Annotated in this window: 14 protein-coding genes and 5 pseudogenes; 9 read left to right on the top strand and 10 right to left on the bottom strand. The window is 34.1% G+C overall.

The genetic code is table 11. The features are described from left to right. Nucleotides 1-39: 39 nt before the first annotated feature. Nucleotides 40-556 (bottom strand): annotated as a pseudogene (locus tag ACFE3K_RS03275) (transposase); the annotation flags it as partial. Nucleotides 557-833: 277 nt separating this feature from the next. Here ACFE3K_RS03275 and ACFE3K_RS03270 point away from each other — a divergent pair. Further along, nucleotides 834-980 (top strand): annotated as a pseudogene (locus ACFE3K_RS03270) (transposase); the annotation flags it as partial. A 68-nt stretch (nucleotides 981-1,048) separates the two neighbouring features. Here the strand turns inward: ACFE3K_RS03270 and ACFE3K_RS03265 are convergent. The 4 genes and pseudogenes from ACFE3K_RS03265 to ACFE3K_RS03250 all read right to left on the bottom strand — a co-directional run. Continuing rightward, the gene (locus tag ACFE3K_RS03265; protein ID WP_375359344.1) at nucleotides 1,049-1,225 is read right to left on the bottom strand and encodes a transposase; all 177 of its coding nucleotides are present in this window, start codon (nucleotides 1,223-1,225) and stop codon (nucleotides 1,049-1,051) included. A gap of 219 nt (nucleotides 1,226-1,444) precedes the next feature. Beyond that, a complete protein-coding gene (rsmD, locus tag ACFE3K_RS03260; RefSeq protein WP_375359343.1) occupies nucleotides 1,445-2,014 on the bottom strand; it encodes a 16S rRNA (guanine(966)-N(2))-methyltransferase RsmD in 570 nt (189 codons plus the stop codon). Continuing rightward, a pseudogene (locus tag ACFE3K_RS03255) lies at nucleotides 2,011-2,229 on the bottom strand (pseudouridine synthase); the annotation flags it as partial. The gene rsmD and the pseudogene ACFE3K_RS03255, both read right to left, overlap by 4 nt. 107 nt (nucleotides 2,230-2,336) lie before the next feature. Next, a pseudogene (locus ACFE3K_RS03250) lies at nucleotides 2,337-2,663 on the bottom strand (transposase); the annotation flags it as partial. Nucleotides 2,664-2,791: 128 nt separating this feature from the next. Between ACFE3K_RS03250 and ACFE3K_RS03245 the strand changes: the two are divergent. After that, nucleotides 2,792-3,241, top strand: a complete 450-nt coding sequence (locus tag ACFE3K_RS03245) for a helix-turn-helix domain-containing protein (protein ID WP_375359342.1) — start codon at nucleotides 2,792-2,794, stop codon at nucleotides 3,239-3,241. Further along, complete coding sequence (locus ACFE3K_RS03240; RefSeq protein WP_375359341.1) at nucleotides 3,235-4,128, top strand: IS630 family transposase; 894 nt, start codon at nucleotides 3,235-3,237, stop codon at nucleotides 4,126-4,128. The genes ACFE3K_RS03245 and ACFE3K_RS03240 overlap by 7 nt, the downstream gene beginning before the upstream one ends. Before the next feature lie 87 nt (nucleotides 4,129-4,215). Here the strand turns inward: ACFE3K_RS03240 and ACFE3K_RS03235 are convergent, their stop codons facing one another. Next, on the bottom strand, nucleotides 4,216-8,958 hold the full coding sequence (locus ACFE3K_RS03235; RefSeq protein ID WP_375359339.1) for an autotransporter domain-containing protein: 4,743 nt from the start codon (nucleotides 8,956-8,958) through the stop codon (nucleotides 4,216-4,218). 746 nt (nucleotides 8,959-9,704) lie between these two features. On the opposite strand from ACFE3K_RS03235, the gene ACFE3K_RS03230 reads away from it, so the two are divergent. Together ACFE3K_RS03230 and ACFE3K_RS03225 are read left to right on the top strand one after the other, a co-directional pair. After that, nucleotides 9,705-9,845, top strand: a complete 141-nt coding sequence (locus tag ACFE3K_RS03230) for a transposase (protein ID WP_375359338.1) — start codon at nucleotides 9,705-9,707, stop codon at nucleotides 9,843-9,845. A 122-nt stretch (nucleotides 9,846-9,967) separates the two neighbouring features. Beyond that, on the top strand, nucleotides 9,968-10,393 hold the full coding sequence (locus ACFE3K_RS03225; RefSeq protein WP_375359337.1) for a helix-turn-helix domain-containing protein: 426 nt from the start codon (nucleotides 9,968-9,970) through the stop codon (nucleotides 10,391-10,393). Here the strand turns inward: ACFE3K_RS03225 and ACFE3K_RS03220 are convergent. From ACFE3K_RS03220 to ACFE3K_RS03205, 4 genes are all read right to left on the bottom strand, one after another. Beyond that, the gene (locus ACFE3K_RS03220) at nucleotides 10,359-10,919 is read right to left on the bottom strand and encodes an IS630 family transposase (protein WP_375358342.1); all 561 of its coding nucleotides are present in this window, start codon (nucleotides 10,917-10,919) and stop codon (nucleotides 10,359-10,361) included. The genes ACFE3K_RS03225 and ACFE3K_RS03220 overlap by 35 nt on opposite strands. Then, the gene (locus ACFE3K_RS03215) at nucleotides 10,913-11,413 is read right to left on the bottom strand and encodes a helix-turn-helix domain-containing protein (RefSeq protein ID WP_375358475.1); all 501 of its coding nucleotides are present in this window, start codon (nucleotides 11,411-11,413) and stop codon (nucleotides 10,913-10,915) included. Before ACFE3K_RS03215 ends, ACFE3K_RS03220 begins: the two co-directional genes overlap by 7 nt. A gap of 381 nt (nucleotides 11,414-11,794) precedes the next feature. Next, nucleotides 11,795-12,058 carry a palindromic element RPE1 domain-containing protein gene (locus tag ACFE3K_RS03210; protein ID WP_375359336.1) on the bottom strand — a complete coding sequence of 88 codons (264 nt, stop codon included), beginning with the start codon at nucleotides 12,056-12,058 and terminating at the stop codon, nucleotides 11,795-11,797. Next, a complete protein-coding gene (locus ACFE3K_RS03205; RefSeq protein WP_375359335.1) occupies nucleotides 12,051-12,743 on the bottom strand; it encodes a CvpA family protein in 693 nt (230 codons plus the stop codon). The genes ACFE3K_RS03210 and ACFE3K_RS03205 overlap by 8 nt, the downstream gene beginning before the upstream one ends. Before the next feature lie 183 nt (nucleotides 12,744-12,926). Here ACFE3K_RS03205 and ACFE3K_RS03200 point away from each other — a divergent pair. The 4 genes and pseudogenes from ACFE3K_RS03200 (at nucleotide 12,927) to fabF (ending at nucleotide 16,006) form a co-directional block, all read left to right on the top strand. Then, nucleotides 12,927-13,303, top strand: a pseudogene (locus ACFE3K_RS03200) (YqgE/AlgH family protein). Between the two features lie 62 nt (nucleotides 13,304-13,365). Further along, nucleotides 13,366-14,268, top strand: coding sequence for a TerC/Alx family metal homeostasis membrane protein (locus tag ACFE3K_RS03195; protein WP_375359334.1), 903 nt, complete (start codon nucleotides 13,366-13,368; stop codon nucleotides 14,266-14,268). Between the two features lie 211 nt (nucleotides 14,269-14,479). Continuing rightward, nucleotides 14,480-14,737 (top strand): acyl carrier protein, encoded by a 258-nt coding sequence (acpP, locus tag ACFE3K_RS03190; RefSeq protein ID WP_341747960.1) that lies wholly within the window; start codon nucleotides 14,480-14,482, stop codon nucleotides 14,735-14,737. 9 nt (nucleotides 14,738-14,746) lie between these two features. Continuing rightward, nucleotides 14,747-16,006 (top strand): beta-ketoacyl-ACP synthase II, encoded by a 1,260-nt coding sequence (gene fabF / locus ACFE3K_RS03185; protein ID WP_375359333.1) that lies wholly within the window; start codon nucleotides 14,747-14,749, stop codon nucleotides 16,004-16,006. Nucleotides 16,007-16,622 lie beyond the last annotated feature (616 nt).

Genomic DNA, 16,622 nt, shown 5'->3' with positions numbered 1-16,622 from the left:
TTCAGAAGAATTTGATGCTAGGTTCTGTTGACAAAAATTTTAACGTAACCATATTAAAGTTCCAACGAAATTTAGAAAAGCTAAGAAAGTGGCTGGAGCATTATCAAATCTAGAAAATATATGCCTAAAATGTTTGATTTTACCAAATAAGCACTCAATTAAATATCGTTCCTTATAAGTTATGTGAAATTTGGTTCTACGCTGTTGGCTAAACTTTACGTAGGTTGGATTTTCACCAACTGTAATTTATCCGCTTTGCCTAGCACCATCATTTCTTTGCCCAGCAGTTAGTATAAACTTTAATGGATTACCAAGGACATCAACAAGGGCATGAATTTTAGTACTAAAACCACCTCTGCTGCTACCTAAAGCCGCTTCTTCTTGATTACCTTTGGGGATATATCCAGATGAGCAAGCATGTACTCCTGCGATAAATACTGTACCAACAACCATAATCATCAGCTAGAAGACGCCATTGGCAACCTGTTCTAACAATAAACCATATTGTTTCAAGAAAATATCTCATTTTTTCTTCATTCTTGTTGGTAGTTCCTTTTTTTGATAACTAGAAACTACCATTTCTTCTGACTATGGCAACTTTTTATTCCTCTTGCCTAACTATAATTTTTGTCAACAGAACCTAGTATTGTTTTCAACAATATGAACTAACTTTGACCCTAGATTTTTTAAAAGCTTTCTAGAATTTGTCTCTACCTTATAACTATCAACAAATTCAGTATTATACCAATTGTAATAATTAACACGGTGTTAATTATTGCAATTAGTATAAATTCTTAGAAGAGCTTTCTCGCAGTATTCAAGGCAACTGACATATAGCTTTACTAACGGATAATGCAGGTTGGCACACAGCCAAAAAACTAACTGTGCCAAGCAATATCACTTTGATACCGCTTCCGCCCTATGCACCGGAACTTAATGCAATGGAACAAGTTTGGGAATGGATTAAAAATCATTTCTTGTCTAACCAATGTTATGGTGTATATGAAGATATCGTTACTATGGCTTGTTACGCTTGGAATCAACTTGCTCATAATGTAGATTTAGTAAAATCAATTATGTATAGAGATTGGATAAATACACCGTGTTCATTATTGCAATTGGTATTAGACAAGAAATGATTTTTAATCCATTCCCAAACTTGTTCCATTGCATTAAGTTCCGGTGCATAGGGCGGAAGCGGTATCAAAGTGATATTGCTTGGCACAGTTAGTTTTTTGGCTGTGTGCCAACCTGCATTATCCGTTAGTAAAGCTATATGTCAGTTGCCTTGAATACTGCGAGAAAGCTCTTCTAAGAATTTATTCATTGCCTGTGTGTTTGCATATGGTAAAATTAATGCACAAGCTTCTCCTGTCTCATGGCAAGCAGCTCCGTAAATATATGTTGAAATAAATTGCTAAAGTTTTATTTTCCATAATATATATTATAGAACATTTATGTATTTTAAGATAAGCAATTTACTATCACCGTATATTTTTTCTTTAATGAGTTCCAAAGAGTTATCAGTAAAATCTTCATTTTTAGCAAGTTCGACTACAATAATGCTACCATCTTTTAACCATTGACCTTTTTTTAAAGCATTTACTGTTTTTGGGACAAGATTATGACCGTATGGCGGATCAATAAAAATTAAATCAAAGCTGTTTTTACATTTTGGCAAAGCTATAGCATTGATATTTAAGAAAGTCATTTTATCCAGCTCACCTATTTTACTAGCAAACTCTTTTGCTGCCTGTAAATAATTAGCATTTATATCAACTAATGTAACTGCTCCAGTACCTCTAGAACAGCTCTCAAAAGCTAAACTACCCGTGCCAGCAAATAAATCGAGAACTTTAGATTCATTGTTAAATAACCTACAATCAATGAATTCTCCTGAAGTTAGTATACTAAAAATCGCCTCTCGGATTTTCCCTGTGGAAGGACGATAGTTAGAGTTTTTTAAGGTAGGTATGATCCGATTTTTATGTTTGCCTGCTATAATTCTAATCATAAAAATTTCTTAAATTTTTCGAATGGCTGTTCTTTATACTGATTTGGTTGCAAATTACCTAATAAAAAATCTCCATAGCTAATTCTAATTAACCGGTTAACAGTCAAGCCAAAATGTTCAAATATCTTTCTAATTTCACGATTTTTACCTTCAGTCAAAACTACTTCAAACCAACAATTTGTCCTACCTGATTTTATTAATTTAATTGATTTAGGAGGCACCGTCAAGTTAAGAGAAATGTAAATTAAGTATTGAGCAAATGTAGGGAATAATTTATAGATTATCAGTGACAATTGTTACCTAAATTTCAGTGCTATGTGTATTATACCAATTGCAATAATGAACACGGTGTATTTATCCAATCTCTATACATAATTGATTTTACTAAATCTACATTATGAGCAAGTTGATTCCAAGCGTAACAAGCCATAGTAACGATATCTTCATATACACCATAACATTGGTTAGACAAGAAATGATTTTTAATCCATTCCCAAACTTGTTCCATTGCATTAAGTTCCGGTGCATAGGGCGGAAGCGGTATCAAAGTGATATTGCTTGGCACAGTTAGTTTTTTGGCTGTGTGCCAACCTGCATTATCCGTTAGTAAAGCTATATGTCGGTTGCCTTGAATACTGCGAGAAAGCTCTTCTAAGAATTTATACTAATTGCAATAATTAACACGGTGTTATAAAATGGGTTTTTAACTGATAAATAGGTACTCAAATAGCTAGGTTAATATTACCGCAAGGTTTTGAAGGTCATGATTTTATAAAAATGATGAAACATGAGCCGCATGGTCGAAATCGTATACGTTTATTGGCGATGTATCACCTTCAATTAGGCAAATCTTTTAAAGCCATATCTGAAATAGTGAAGTCACACTGGAAAACTGTGCAATCATCGCTCAGAAGATTTAGGAATCATGGTTTTGAAGGATTATTTGAATCACAAAGAAGCGGTGCCCCTAGGAAGATTAACACTATACAAGAATCTGCTCTTTTTGATAAAATCAATACGCTCAGTAAAAGTAAAACTGGTGGGTATATAACTGGAAAAGAGCTACATATCATGTTACTTGAGGAATATGGTGCTAAGCGTGCTTTAAAAACAGTCTACAATACTATGCACCGCCTTGGTTTTAGCTGGATTACTTCTCGTTCAATGCATCCAAAGTCAAATCAAGAGACTCAAAATAGATATAAGAAAACTTTCCAGACATGTTAACAACATTATTACCAAAAAATATCGATAGATGTAAAGTTGATATATGGTCTCAGGATGAAACTAGAGTTGGGCAACAAGGTAGCTTAACTCGTATATGGGCTAAGCGTGGCACTAGACCCCGTAAAGTTCGGCAACAGCAATTTATTTCAACATATATTTACGGAGCTGCTTGCCATGAGACAGGAGAAGCTTGTGCATTAATTTTACCATATGCAAACACACAGGCAATGAATAAATTCTTAGAAGAGCTTTCTCGCAGTATTCAAGGCAACCGACATATAGCTTTACTAACGGATAATGCAGGTTGGCACACAGCCAAAAAACTCACTGTGCCAAGCAATATCACTTTGATACCGCTTCCGCCCTATGCACCGGAACTTAATGCAATGGAACAAGTTTGGGAATGGATCAAAAACCATTTCTTGTCTAACCAATGTTATGGTGTATATGAAGATATCGTTACTATGGCTTGTTACGCTTGGAATCAACTTGCTCATAATGTAGATTTAGTAAAATCAATTATGTATAGAGATTGGATAAATACACCGTGTGCATTATTGCAATTGGTATTATATCATCGATTCAATAATAGTTACAGAGATGTACAAGAACAGATGGCCTATCGAGGTATTATTTTAAGTCATGAGACAGTAAGATTTTGGTGCAATAAATTTGCGGTTTATTTTCAAGATGTTATCAGAAAGCGAGAGAGGAAACCAACTGATAAATGGCATTTAGATGAGATGAATATTAAGATTAAAGGCTTTTTTATTCTATCTTATTACGAAACAAAACTACATGCTTTTTTGTCTAAATTTTTTAGCCCATTATATAAGAAGAGAAAGCAAATTCTGACGACAAACTTATCAGGAAGAATCAATTCGTAAGCACTCTTATTAAACAAAAAGGGCTTTCTTTTTTAAAAGAAAACCCTTTTGTTTGAAGTAATAGATAAGTAAACTTAAAAGATTAGTTTAGAAGTTTACACGAACTTTTAAAGTACCTTGGTGACCAACATATTTACTAGCTAAATATGCATCGTAACCAGCTCCATAGTCCATATTACCAGCTTTAGCAGTAACGCCTAAACCAAGGTTAAATAATGTTTTTGCCTCTTTGTCAGATCTAGTAGCAAACGAACTAGTCATACCATCTAATTTAGCACTAACTTTCCCTGAATCACCAAATAACTTTTGAGAAACAAAAGCATGTGCTTCAGGCATCACTGTAATACCGCTAGTATCTACAGAAACTGCAAATCTAGTACCAAGCACAGCTTCAACTTTATTGTTAGTCTTATTAGCAACGACCTTATTTACGTTGTCTGTACCAGTTTCTTTATAACCTTCATCGCTAGAACCTGTATAACGAATTCCAGCCATCGGTATTAATGACATTGAGTCAGACATTTTAGCATTGTAACCAAATAATACTTGACCACCGTAAGACAGAGAATCATAACTAGCTTGAGCAATCTGCTGACCACTAGCATTACGAGAAGTAGGAACTTTTCTAGGATCGCTATTCTTAATTTTATTTGAACCAAGAGAAACCAAACCTTGTACAAAGAAATTTTTATCAAGTTGTTGTGATCCATAAATAGAGAGCATCACAGTATTAATGTTTGTTTTTTCTCCAATTTTATAATCTTTGTATTTCATATCAGTTCTAACAATACTAACAGCAGCACCGATCATTAGATTTTCGTTTGCTAAAGCATCGAAACCAAGGATTCCACCAGCAGATTTCGTTTTATAGCCAACAACACTACCTTCACCCTTCTGAACAGCTTGATTATAGTATGGCATAGCCCATGCACCCATTGATGCACCAGCTACATCATTAGAACCACTACCTACAGGTTTTTGTTGTTCATCAACTTGAGCAAGTCTTGCTCCCACTAAACTAGCAATCCCAGCATTAGTATGTTCGACAGCATCAGTTACTAGTGCATTCTCAGCATTTACAATTCTTTTTAGTGCATCACCACGTACTTTTGGGTCTTGTGATAACGTACCAACATCAGTCATAGGACCTGGTGCCTCACGACCAAGCAAAGCAGCATTTTCCTGATCTTTATCATCACCACCAGCAAGTTTCACATCAGCTGGAGCTATAGTTGCAGCATCATTTGAACGCAACAAGTAAAAATCTTGATCATCTTTAGTAGAAACAGTCCACTTTACATATGCTTGATTTGTTGATTTTGCTACTGTTAGAGGACCAAATCGTGCATCATTACCTAGAATTAGATTTTTACCATTGCTAATCAACTTGTACTCTTGTTCCGCCCCTAATTGAGCTTCATCCTGCATGACTATAACATTAACTGGTACACTAGCAGCCACCTCTATAGGAGTATTAACTTCTATAGAACCAAGTTTTTCATCTGCAGTTAAGGTAGTTTTAATAGAAGTTTTAGGACCCCATGTAGAATTTACATCATTTTTGTTATCTTGGAAGATTAACTTACCAGAGTTCAAATTAATACTGCCATTAACATGTGAAGTACCACTAATTATGTTGTTATCAGCAATTACGATATTTTCAGTACCGAAGTTAACTACTTCTGCATACATAGCAGCATTCTTCAAGCCTACTTTTTTATTGCCATTAAATGTTATAGCCTTAAAACGAGCATTCTCTGTACCAAGCTTAGTACCAATAATAGCAGCATTATCTGTGAAGTTAATCTTATTATCTGCTCCCTTACTGGTTACAGCAGCTGTCAAAATAACACCATCTTTAAACTCAGCTACAGAACTACCTTTATCACTACCAACTTGTAGTCCACCAGCTACTTTTCCACCAGCTGTGTACTTCAATTTGTCATTAATAATAGCATTACTGACATAAGTATCACCAAAGTTTTCGGTATTTACTTCAAAAGTTGCAGCTTTTAAGTTGAGTCCGCTAGAACCTAAACCATAAACCTTATCAGAACCAGCCTTAAAGTTAACAGCACCTTGATTATCAGTTGTAGTTGTTACACCAGCAAAGAAGTCTGTAGTAGTAACATTTAAGGTATTATCTCCAGCAAATTGTAGATTAACCAAATGTTCCTTATCACCAATATGGTTAGGTTTACTAATAGTGTGATCAATAGCTGATAATATAACTGTAGGTCTAGCACCTTTAGAACTCGCACTATCAAGAGTACTATCAACACTTATCCCATCAAGTTTCATATTTGAAGCTAAAGTTAAGCTTGCAGCAGTTGCAAACTTAATATTGCTAAATTTTAGACCGTTATCACCTACTAATTCAACATTACCACCATGCAATTCTAAGGTAGATATACCGTTAATAACACCAGCATTAGCAGCTGCTGTAGTAGTGAATTTTACACCAGTACCAACACCAGCATCATTAACAAATTTCAGTGTTCCCTTACCAGCAACTGCTTTAGTAGTATAATTACCATCTACAACTAATGTAGATTCGGCATCTGCTAATTCTATATTTTCGCTGAAAAAGCCTTGACCCGATGTAATTGCCTTAACACCAGCATTTACTTTGAGACCTTTAAATTGCCTGGTTGATGTTCCTATGTCGCCTTTTAGAGCAGCATCCCCAGCAAAAACTAGATTACTTCCATTATCTCCACCGAAAGCAGTTATACACTTAGCAGTAATATCATTACCTTTATGAAGAGTAAGAGTCTTATTGTATTCTGTAAACTTGATTTCCTTTACTCCCCCATCCTGAGAGGTTGTTGTATTATATAAGTCAACATTCTCACTAACTTCAAATTTAGCTTCCTCTGCATTTGTTAAAGCTCCAAAGGCATATTTAGCAGCATCAACATTCATCTTGACTGTTGAAGCTCCACCACCAAAATCAATTCCAGCAATATTAACCCATTTATTGTCAGCTGCAGCTGCATCTATATTAAAGTTAGGTTTTTGTCCGTTCAGTAATAATTTCTTTAAAGCATTAGGATCATTACCAGCAGGATTCGTACCAATAATGCCAGTAATATTTAAAGTACTATCCTTTTTCATTTCAGTTGCATCAATAATACCGCCACTATTAGTACTCATTGTAGATTTAATGGTTACATCACCTGCTTTATGAGTTAATTTCAATGTTCCACTATCAGCATCATCAAAGATACTAGCAGCACTAATCATATGACCAGCAACTTTTACTGTGCTATCCTTAGGGATGATAATATTACCAGCTGTAATATTACCAATAATTTCAGCATCACCCTCAAACATTAAATTTGAATCAGTAGGGTTATTATGATGAATATTACCGATCAGTTTATAATCCTTATCAAATTTAAAATGTGTACCAGTCTTCATTCCTTTTAGTTCAGTGACAGTATGCTGTCCTGACAATTTCAGAATACCAACGTTATGTTCAATTACAAGCAAGTTGTTTACTGTACCTTTTAATGCACCCCCACCTTTAAAAACTATCGTTCCACCAGCGCTACCAGCAGCGTTTAAGTTAGCATGAAAGTTTCCTTCAAGGATTTTACCAGGTTCCACAGTAATTACACTATTTATATCATGGAAATCTGTTGTACCAAGATTACTATTGTCGTTTAGAGTTACATTCGACACTGCTGTTATCATGTTTGTCTTACCCTGATCTCCTACATCAACCTCATTGCTGAAAACAATCTTCCCACCGCGTAATTCAAGCTCTTTAGTATATACTCTTCCTTCAATTACTGCACGATGATCTCTATTAGCAGTAACTATGAATTTTTTAGCTCTATTCTCCTTATTTATACCAACTACGGCAGCATCTACAATTGTATGACTAAAAGTGCTAAGGTGCGCAGCACTATCGAAGTGAATTGTACCATCTCCATCTTTATTATTACCACCAAGAGATCCATTCATAACTATAAACTTAGAATGACCAGGAGCATTAGAAGTAAATAACAATGTACCATCACCATTCGCACCAAAGTTGATTCTACTATCTTTTTCCTGTTGTAATTTAAACGAGATATTACTAGTAGAGCTGAATTCAACAACACTATCATCAGAGATGTTAATTATGTAGGCTTTAGCAACTTCTGATTGCTTAAATGTTGTCTTAGAGTTAGCATTGTCAATATTCAATGTTGCACTTGTACCGTTCTCAACTTTAAATTTCTCAAATACGATGTTAGCAGGAGCAGTAGGACTAATATTCAAGGTCTGAACACCTGAATTTATGAAGCGAATCGTACCTAAAGCGTCATAATTGTTATTATCTGCAGTAAAACCATGTTTAGACTTATCAGCAGCTGCACCGTTTAAGGTAAGAGTACTACCAGGAGCAACAAAAGTAAATTGTACTACATTAGCATTAGCATTAGCATTAGCATCACCAAGAATATCAACGACAGAACCAACAGTAAGATTTGCATTAAGCTGTACAACAGAATTATCCTTGCCACCAGAACTAATTGCCGTAAGTATCCGAGGAGCATCAATATTAATAATATGCTTATTATCACCAAATATAGCTGCCTGATTATCAGTTGGACCTGCTAGCCCCCCAGTACGATTGATAACAGCACCAACATCATTTACCTCTGCCCAATTACTATTTGCACCAGCTTTTGCACTAACGTTAGCTGGGGTATTAGTAGTAATCCTAGCTTTATCAACAGCAAATGCCGTATTACTTCCACCGACTATAACTGAAGCAATAGAAGCAGTCGCTAGCAATTTTTTCAAAAAACTGCTTTTTTCACTTTTATTATTCATAATTTTTTCCTATTTAAGTTAATTCATTTTCTAAATACAGTTTCTTAGAGCAATTAGTTTCAAAAATTATTTCTGCTCTATGTGATTCCCGTGCAGGTAGAGAAATCTAAAAAAACAGCCTAGCAGACTATATTAAACTTTTCTAGCCCCATACTTTCGCAAGGGTAACCATCGAATGCACAGGGATGACCCTACGCAATCATAATACCTTAAAAAACTTTTTAGAAATATCTAAACACGCAGCTACTATATATGTATAATATATGTAAAAATAATTAATTACAAGATACTTGACTATTTTTTTGATAAATTTCTATCAACTGTGTTATATTTGAAACAGCTATAGAAATTTGTTATACATGATAGTTTGACTTACTTGACTCCCAAACTTTCTTCCAAGCACCAAACAAACCACTGTGCATTTGTGATAACATAAACAAACTGTTGTGGTGATCTATCAATCTTAAGGCATAGCCTAAAATGAATCCTTCTTTAAACCATATAATACTGAATTCGATGTAACAAGTTACATCGAATTCAGGTTAAATTACCCTAGGTTCTGTTGACAAAAATTATAGTTAGGCAAGAGGAATAAAAAGTTGCCATAGTAAGAAGAAATGGTAGTTTCTAGTTATCAAAAAAAGGAACTACCAATATGAAGTATTACATAGAAGAACAAGCATGGGAAGTAATTTTATCATTTTTTAATGAAAGAAATGGTATACACAACAAGAATGAAGAAAAAAATGAGACATTTTATTGAAGCAATATGGTTTATTGTTAGAACAGGTTGCCAATGGCGTTTTCTAGCTGATGATTATGGTTGTTGGTACAGTATTTATCGCAGATTTAAGAGATGGTTGACAAAGGTATATGGGAGGATTTAATGGATTATACTAATTGCAATAATTAACACGGTGTTATAAAATGGGTTTTTAACTGATAAATAGGTACTCAAATAGCTAGGTTAATATTACCGCAAGGTTTTGAAGGTCATGATTTTATAAAAATGATGACACATGAGCCGCATGGTCGAAATCGTATACGTTTATTGGCGATGTATCACCTTCAATTAGGCAAATCTTTTAAAGCCATATCTGAAATAGTGAAGTCACACTGGAAAACTGTGCAATCATCGCTCAGAAGATTTAGGAATCATGGTTTTGAAGGATTATTTGAATCACAAAGAAGCGGTGCCCCTAGGAAGATTAACAGTATACAAGAGTCTGCTATTTTTGATAAAATCAATACGCTCAGTGAAAGTAAAACTGGTGGGTATATAACTGGAAAGGAGCTACATATCATGTTAGTTGAGGAATATGGTGCTAAGTGTGCTTTAAAAACAGTCTACAATACTATGCACCGCCTTGGTTTTAGCTGGATTATACCAATTGCAATAATTAACACGGTGTATTTATCCAATCTCTATACATAATTGATTTTACTAAATCTACATTATGAGCAAGTTGATTCCAAGCGTAACAAGCCATAGTAACGATATCTTCATATACACCATAACATTGGTTAGACAAGAAATGATTTTTAATCCATTCCCAAACTTGTTCCATTGCATTAAGTTCCGGTGCATAGGGCGGAAGCGGTATCAAAGTGATATTGCTTGGCACAGTTAGTTTTTTGGCTGTGTGCCAACCTGCATTATCCGTTAGTAAAGCTATATGTCGGTTGCCTTGAATACTGCGAGAAAGCTCTTCTAAGAATTTATTCATTGCCTGTGTGTTTGCATATGGTAAAATTAATGCACAAGCTTCTCCTGTCTCATGGCAAGCAGCTCCGTAAATATATGTTGAAATAAATTGCTGTTGCCGAACTTTACGGGGTCTAGTGCCACGCTTAGCCCATATACGAGTTAAGCTACCTTGTTGCCCAACTCTAGTTTCATCCTGAGACCATATATCAACTTTACATCTATCGATATTTTTTGCTAATAATTTTGTTAACATGTCTGGAAAGTTTTTTTATATCTATTTTGAGTCTCTTGATTTGACTTTGGATGCATTGAACGAGAAGTAATCCAGCTAAAACCAAGGCGGTGCATAGTATTGTAGACTGTTTTTAAAGCACATTTAGCACCATATTCCTCAAGTAACATGATATGTAGCTCTTTTCCAGTTATATATCCACCAGTTTTACTTTTACTGAGCGTATTGATTTTATCAAAAAGAGCAGATTCTTGTATAGTGTTAATCTTCCTAGGGGCACCGCTTCTTTGTGATTCAAATAATCCTTCAAAACCATGATTCCTAAATCTTCTGAGCGATGATTGCACGGTTTTCCAGTGTGACTTCACTATTTCAGATATGGCTTTAAAAGATTTGCCTAATTGAAGGTGATACATCGCCAATAAACGTATACGATTTCGACCATGCGGCTCATGTTTCATCATTTTTATAAAATCATGACCATGAAAACCTTGTGGTAATATTAACCTAGCCATTTGAGTACCTTTTATCAGTTAAAAACCCATCTTAGACCACTGCGTTAATTATTGCAATTGGTATGACTCTTCCGGTTCTGATTAACCCAATCTCCTTTAATATACTTATTAATAAGTCCCATATTTTCTCTCTCCAGTTATATTATAGATTATTAAAAATTTATTTACTATAGTATACTACTAGAATAATATCTGTTAACTAATGTCAAGCAAATAATAACAATATCTTTAATATTTAGGAACTTTTGTGTAAACTAACTTAGTCTAGATAGCATTCATGTAATCTGAGTTCGATGTAAGACATCGGTTTAATAGCCCCGATGTCACCTCTAACAGAGATAATACTGATAATTTGTTACATCGAACTTAGGTTAAATTACCTTATATTTCGACAACAAATTTTTGCTCTTGAATAAACTCATGATTAGCTATATCTTGAATATATCTACCAATAATATAACTCTTTTTATTAGACTTCTTTCGAAACTCTACTTCTGCTGGTGATTTGTACGTCGATGCGGTACTCGAATCCTCACGTACATTAGAGTACGCTGCTGCGGTTCTGCGTTCCGCGTCTCCTTCAAATCCCTCAGCACAAGCGAGTTTCGAAAGAGGTCTATTATAGTTATTTAATAGCCTAGTCATGATTCTCTACTTTTTTTGATAATACTTCATCAAGTTCTTGCATAAGATCTTCAGGGAGTTGTTTTACTTTATTGGGAGATTCTTGAGATTGTGATTTTTCTAACACATTTGTAGTATCAATAATCTTTGATTTTTTAGGTAATTTAATGAACTCCAAACTATCTTGTGGTAGAGTTCTTATAAGATTTTTACTTAAATTATCTAGATACGATGTAGTCACAGATTCCTTAAGCCATCTTGGATATTTATCAATAGTGGTATTTTGCATAACGTCTTTTAGGGTTTCTGCTTGTAAGTAACTGTCAGAAAAGAAAATTGTTAGGACTAGGAAGATACCTAAACAAATAATCATACCTCTAAGCATGCCTACGGCTAAGCCTAGAGATCTGTCAATGACCCTACCACTTGTAATAGAAATCATCAAAAGAAATTTACGGGTTACAAAGGAGCATATGATTAGAGAGATAATATAGGAAATAATCCCAGAGGTAACTAACAATGCAATGTGGTTATTAAAATATCGAGTAATAATGGAAATAGTATATGGAGATAGGTAATAGGCAAAAAGAATTGAGACTATAAAGCCAAGTAAGCCAATAGTAAGCTTTATTATTCCTCCATATGCCCCAAACATCGATGAAGTAGTAATAATTGCCAGTATTATTATATCAAACCAAGTAAACATTAGACTTTTTAAAAAATTACTTTAAGTTTAGAACAGAAGTTGAGTATATTTACTATCATGTTTTTAATTTTTATTAAACCTCTCAGATGAAGTTTCAAAAGAGGTCTATTGAATAGCAGTAATTTAACATTATATGTATCTAAAAGCTAGTATGTTAATAAATTTTAAAATACAATAAACATTATGAGTGTAAACGATAAGATTTTTGATAATTTATCTGATAAGGTTCTGATCGCTACTCCTTACATGCTTGATGGTATATTTAATAAATCACTTACTTATATGCTGTCTCATACAGCAGAAGGAGCAATGGGTTTAATTTGTAATAATTTGGTGAATCATATAGAGGTAAAATCGTTTTTTAAAATATCTGATGTATTGGATACACTGCTTGGAAGGCAGGGCAGATTGAAACAGAGATTAAGGAGAATTTGTGGATAACAACAAAATGTGATAAAGAATTTATTTTTTCTGATCATCCAGAGAATAAGTGGCACAATGCTTTACACAATCTCGGTATCAAAGAATCCCACTTTACTTCACGAATGGCTAATGCTTAACATCAGATCATAAACTTGAGAATTAATTCTTCAAGTTGTTATAGTAGTTTATGGAGGGAATCTTGACTTGGGTTGTTTTTTGTACAGTGATTGCAGGTTTACTAATCTACGATCTTGGTTTTGCAAACCAAGAAAATAAAGTGATGAGCTTCCGCCAAACTATTTATTTTAGCCTTTTTTATTTAATTATAGCATGCCTCTTCGGTATTTTCATTTTTTTTGATATGGGGGGAGAAAAAGCCCGGGAATACTACACTTGCTTTTTTATAGAGAAAGCTATGTCATTGGATAATATTTTTATTATATTGATGGTTTTTCAGTTTTTCTCTATTCCTTTAATATATCAGCATCGGATATTATTCTTGGGAATTCTAGGTGTCATTGTTTTTAGAGCCATAATTATATATCTAGGTGTCATTGTTATCTCGAAATTCTCTTGGTTATTATATATTTTTGCAGCTATTCTTATAGTTACAGGCATCAAAACTTTTTATATAGCAAAAAAAAGTTTTAAAGTAGAGGAATCGTATATTTATAGAATTCTACAAAAATACTTTCATCTTACTCCTAAAATTTCCGGTTATAAATTTTTTGTTAAAACTAATAATAGGTTAAGTATTACGCCTCTTCTTGCATCATTAATAATTATAGAAATCATGGATATTGTCTTTGCCATTGATAGTATACCAGCAATATTTGCTATCACTAAGGATCCTTACATAATTTATACTTCTAATATTTTTGCCATATTAGGTTTACGTGCCTTATTCTTATGTTTAGCTAATATTGTTGAGCAATTCAGTTATATAAAATATTCGCTAGCATTAATATTAATATTTATTGGCATAAAAATATTCGCTGAACATTTTATTGAGATTCCATCTTACGCTGCATTGGCTATGACTATTACTCTTCTGTTGTTTGGTATTATTGCTTCTATTATCAGGAGAAGGAGTGTATACTAAACTGTAAACCATTAGTAATATTTTAATTTAAGAACTAAAGAAATTTTACACTGGCATAAAATATTTTTTTATGCTAGAAGTTTGGAATTATTGTATCGTCTTATTCAAAGCTTACTTATGTATAGATTATGTTTATTCCATACAAGTCAATCATGAGTGGCTAGAGTTTGAATATTTTACTAAAATTAAATTAAGTTATGAGGTTCTAATTATGGATGCAAGTGTTGCTCAGAATATCATCGAACAAGATGTTATTGAAATCGTTGCTAATACATTAAAAGTAAAGAAAGATTCAATCACCCTTGAGTCTAGATTTGTTGAGGATCTTAAAGCCGATAGTTTAGATACAGTTGAATTAATGATGGCAATAGAAGCAAAGTATAAATGTGATATACCAGATGAAGATGCCAGTAAAATTTTAACTGTCTCTGATGTTGTACAGTACATAAATAAAAAAATAACTAATTAATAAATAATCATGTCGACTAGAAGAGTTGTTATAACCGGTATTGGGCTTATCACACCACTAGGAGTTGGTGTAAAGCCCTCTTGGGAAGGTATTATAAAGAACCGCAGTAGCATCAAGTCAATCACAAAATTTGACACTTCTAACCTTGCCTGTAAAATAGCGGGTACAGTGGATCACTCAACAGATAATGGTTTTAACCCGGAAAAATTTATTGACCCTCGCAATGTCCATAAGATGGATTTATTTATCCAATATGGTATAGGAGCAGCTACTGAGGCAATCGAGGATAGCGGGTGGAAAGTAAAAGATGAATTATCGGGAGATAGAACCGGCTTAATACTTGGTTCAGGAATAGGTGGACTTGGGATGATCGAAAAAACATCCGTAAAGTTTCATAAAGAAAATAATGGCAAAGTTAGTCCATTTTTTATCCCCTCCTCATTAATTAATCTCTTTGCAGGTCATGTTTCCATTAAATACGGATTCACCGGACCAAACCAAGCTGTCGTTACAGCTTGTTCCACTGGCTCTCATGCTATAGGGGATGCTATGCGTATGATTCAATATGGTAATGTAGATGTTATGGTTGCTGGTGGGGCCGAAGCACCGGTTACTCCGGTCGGGGTGGCTGGATTCGTTGCTGCAAGAGCATTATCTACTAAATATAATTCTACGCCTGAACTTGCATCAAGACCATGGGATCAAGATCGTGATGGATTTGTAATGGGAGAAGGGGCAGGTGTTGTAGTACTTGAAGAATATGAGCATGCTTGTGCTAGAAACGCTAAGATTTATGCTGAAATTATTGGATATGGTTCTACTGGCGATGCGTATCATATGACCTCACCTCATCCCGATGGAAGAGGTGCTTATAGAGCTATGTTTTATGCTCTTAAAGATGCAAAAATTGATGCAAGTCTTATTGATTATATCAATGCTCACGGCACTTCTACCCAAGTTGGTGATGCTATAGAGTTAACGGCTGTTCAAAAATTATTTTTGGATGCTAACCCGAATGTTCTTATGTCGTCAACCAAATCATCTATTGGGCATTTGCTTGGAGCAGCTGGTAGCGTAGAATTAATATATTCAATTCTTGCTATGCGAGACCAAGTTGCTCCACCAACTCTAAATTTGCATAAACCGATAGCAGAAGCAAAAATAGATTTAGTTGCTTTAGAAGCTAGAAATACAAAAATTAGTTATGTACTTTCTAATTCATTCGGATTTGGAGGAACTAATGCAAGCTTAATTATTAAGAAAGTATAGAATTTACTTTTGGTTTGTATCATTTGCAAAAGTTGCAGTAGGAAGCTGGTATTTATGTTGGATAATTGTTGTAAGCTCTAAGGGGGATTCAGTAATTGGTAAATGTTTGTAACATAAAGTATGTTAATATATTTTCTAGTTGTTTTGTTCCACAACACATGCTAATACTTATAAAATTTTTAAAAGTTTCTTCTATTATTTTCTTAATCTTTTCTAGAGATTTTATACTAACAGTTTCTAAATTGTGAATTCTGTCAAATATTTTAACCATTATGATATCATATATCTTGTGCTGCTATAATAATTCCATGATTTATGCCGAGCTAATCTTTCTGTCGCACTTACCCCTAGTTAGTTTTTCTATCTGATCAGCGATTAGATCACTAAAGATATAGGCAATCTTGCTGTTGGTAAGTTTAGTATCCTCAATGGTATCATGCAGTATAGCGGTTACAGTTAAATCGGTTCTAGATTGGCAACCAAATAGTGGTTGAAATTAATTAAAATAGCCTGCGAATTCAGTGTTATATATAGAAACAATCAGGTTTGAAGCAGCTGCCCACCTGATTATTAAAATATAACACTCCATTCAATAGACCTCTTTCGAAACTCGCTT

The organism is Candidatus Tisiphia endosymbiont of Neophilaenus lineatus, from assembly GCF_964264975.1.
In the GTDB taxonomy this organism is placed as follows: Bacteria; Pseudomonadota; Alphaproteobacteria; order Rickettsiales; family Rickettsiaceae; genus Tisiphia.
The sequence above is the reverse complement of the archived record's forward strand: the minus strand, read 5'-3'. Positions and strand labels throughout refer to the sequence as shown.

Excerpts from the sequence above, each read along its gene's own strand:
- rsmD (WP_375359343.1), bottom strand. The coding sequence starts at position 2,014 with ATGATTAGAATTATAGCAGGCAAACATAAAAATCGGATCATACCTACC.
- ACFE3K_RS03245 (WP_375359342.1), top strand. The coding sequence starts at position 2,792 with ATGATGAAACATGAGCCGCATGGTCGAAATCGTATACGTTTATTGGCG.
- ACFE3K_RS03240 (WP_375359341.1), top strand. The coding sequence starts at position 3,235 with ATGTTAACAACATTATTACCAAAAAATATCGATAGATGTAAAGTTGAT.
- ACFE3K_RS03235 (WP_375359339.1), bottom strand. The coding sequence starts at position 8,958 with ATGAATAATAAAAGTGAAAAAAGCAGTTTTTTGAAAAAATTGCTAGCG.
- ACFE3K_RS03230 (WP_375359338.1), top strand. The coding sequence starts at position 9,705 with ATGAGACATTTTATTGAAGCAATATGGTTTATTGTTAGAACAGGTTGC.
- ACFE3K_RS03225 (WP_375359337.1), top strand. The coding sequence starts at position 9,968 with ATGATGACACATGAGCCGCATGGTCGAAATCGTATACGTTTATTGGCG.
- ACFE3K_RS03220 (WP_375358342.1), bottom strand. The coding sequence starts at position 10,919 with ATGTTAACAAAATTATTAGCAAAAAATATCGATAGATGTAAAGTTGAT.
- ACFE3K_RS03215 (WP_375358475.1), bottom strand. The coding sequence starts at position 11,413 with ATGGCTAGGTTAATATTACCACAAGGTTTTCATGGTCATGATTTTATA.
- ACFE3K_RS03210 (WP_375359336.1), bottom strand. The coding sequence starts at position 12,058 with ATGACTAGGCTATTAAATAACTATAATAGACCTCTTTCGAAACTCGCT.
- ACFE3K_RS03205 (WP_375359335.1), bottom strand. The coding sequence starts at position 12,743 with ATGTTTACTTGGTTTGATATAATAATACTGGCAATTATTACTACTTCA.
- acpP (WP_341747960.1), top strand. The coding sequence starts at position 14,480 with ATGGATGCAAGTGTTGCTCAGAATATCATCGAACAAGATGTTATTGAA.
- fabF (WP_375359333.1), top strand. The coding sequence starts at position 14,747 with ATGTCGACTAGAAGAGTTGTTATAACCGGTATTGGGCTTATCACACCA.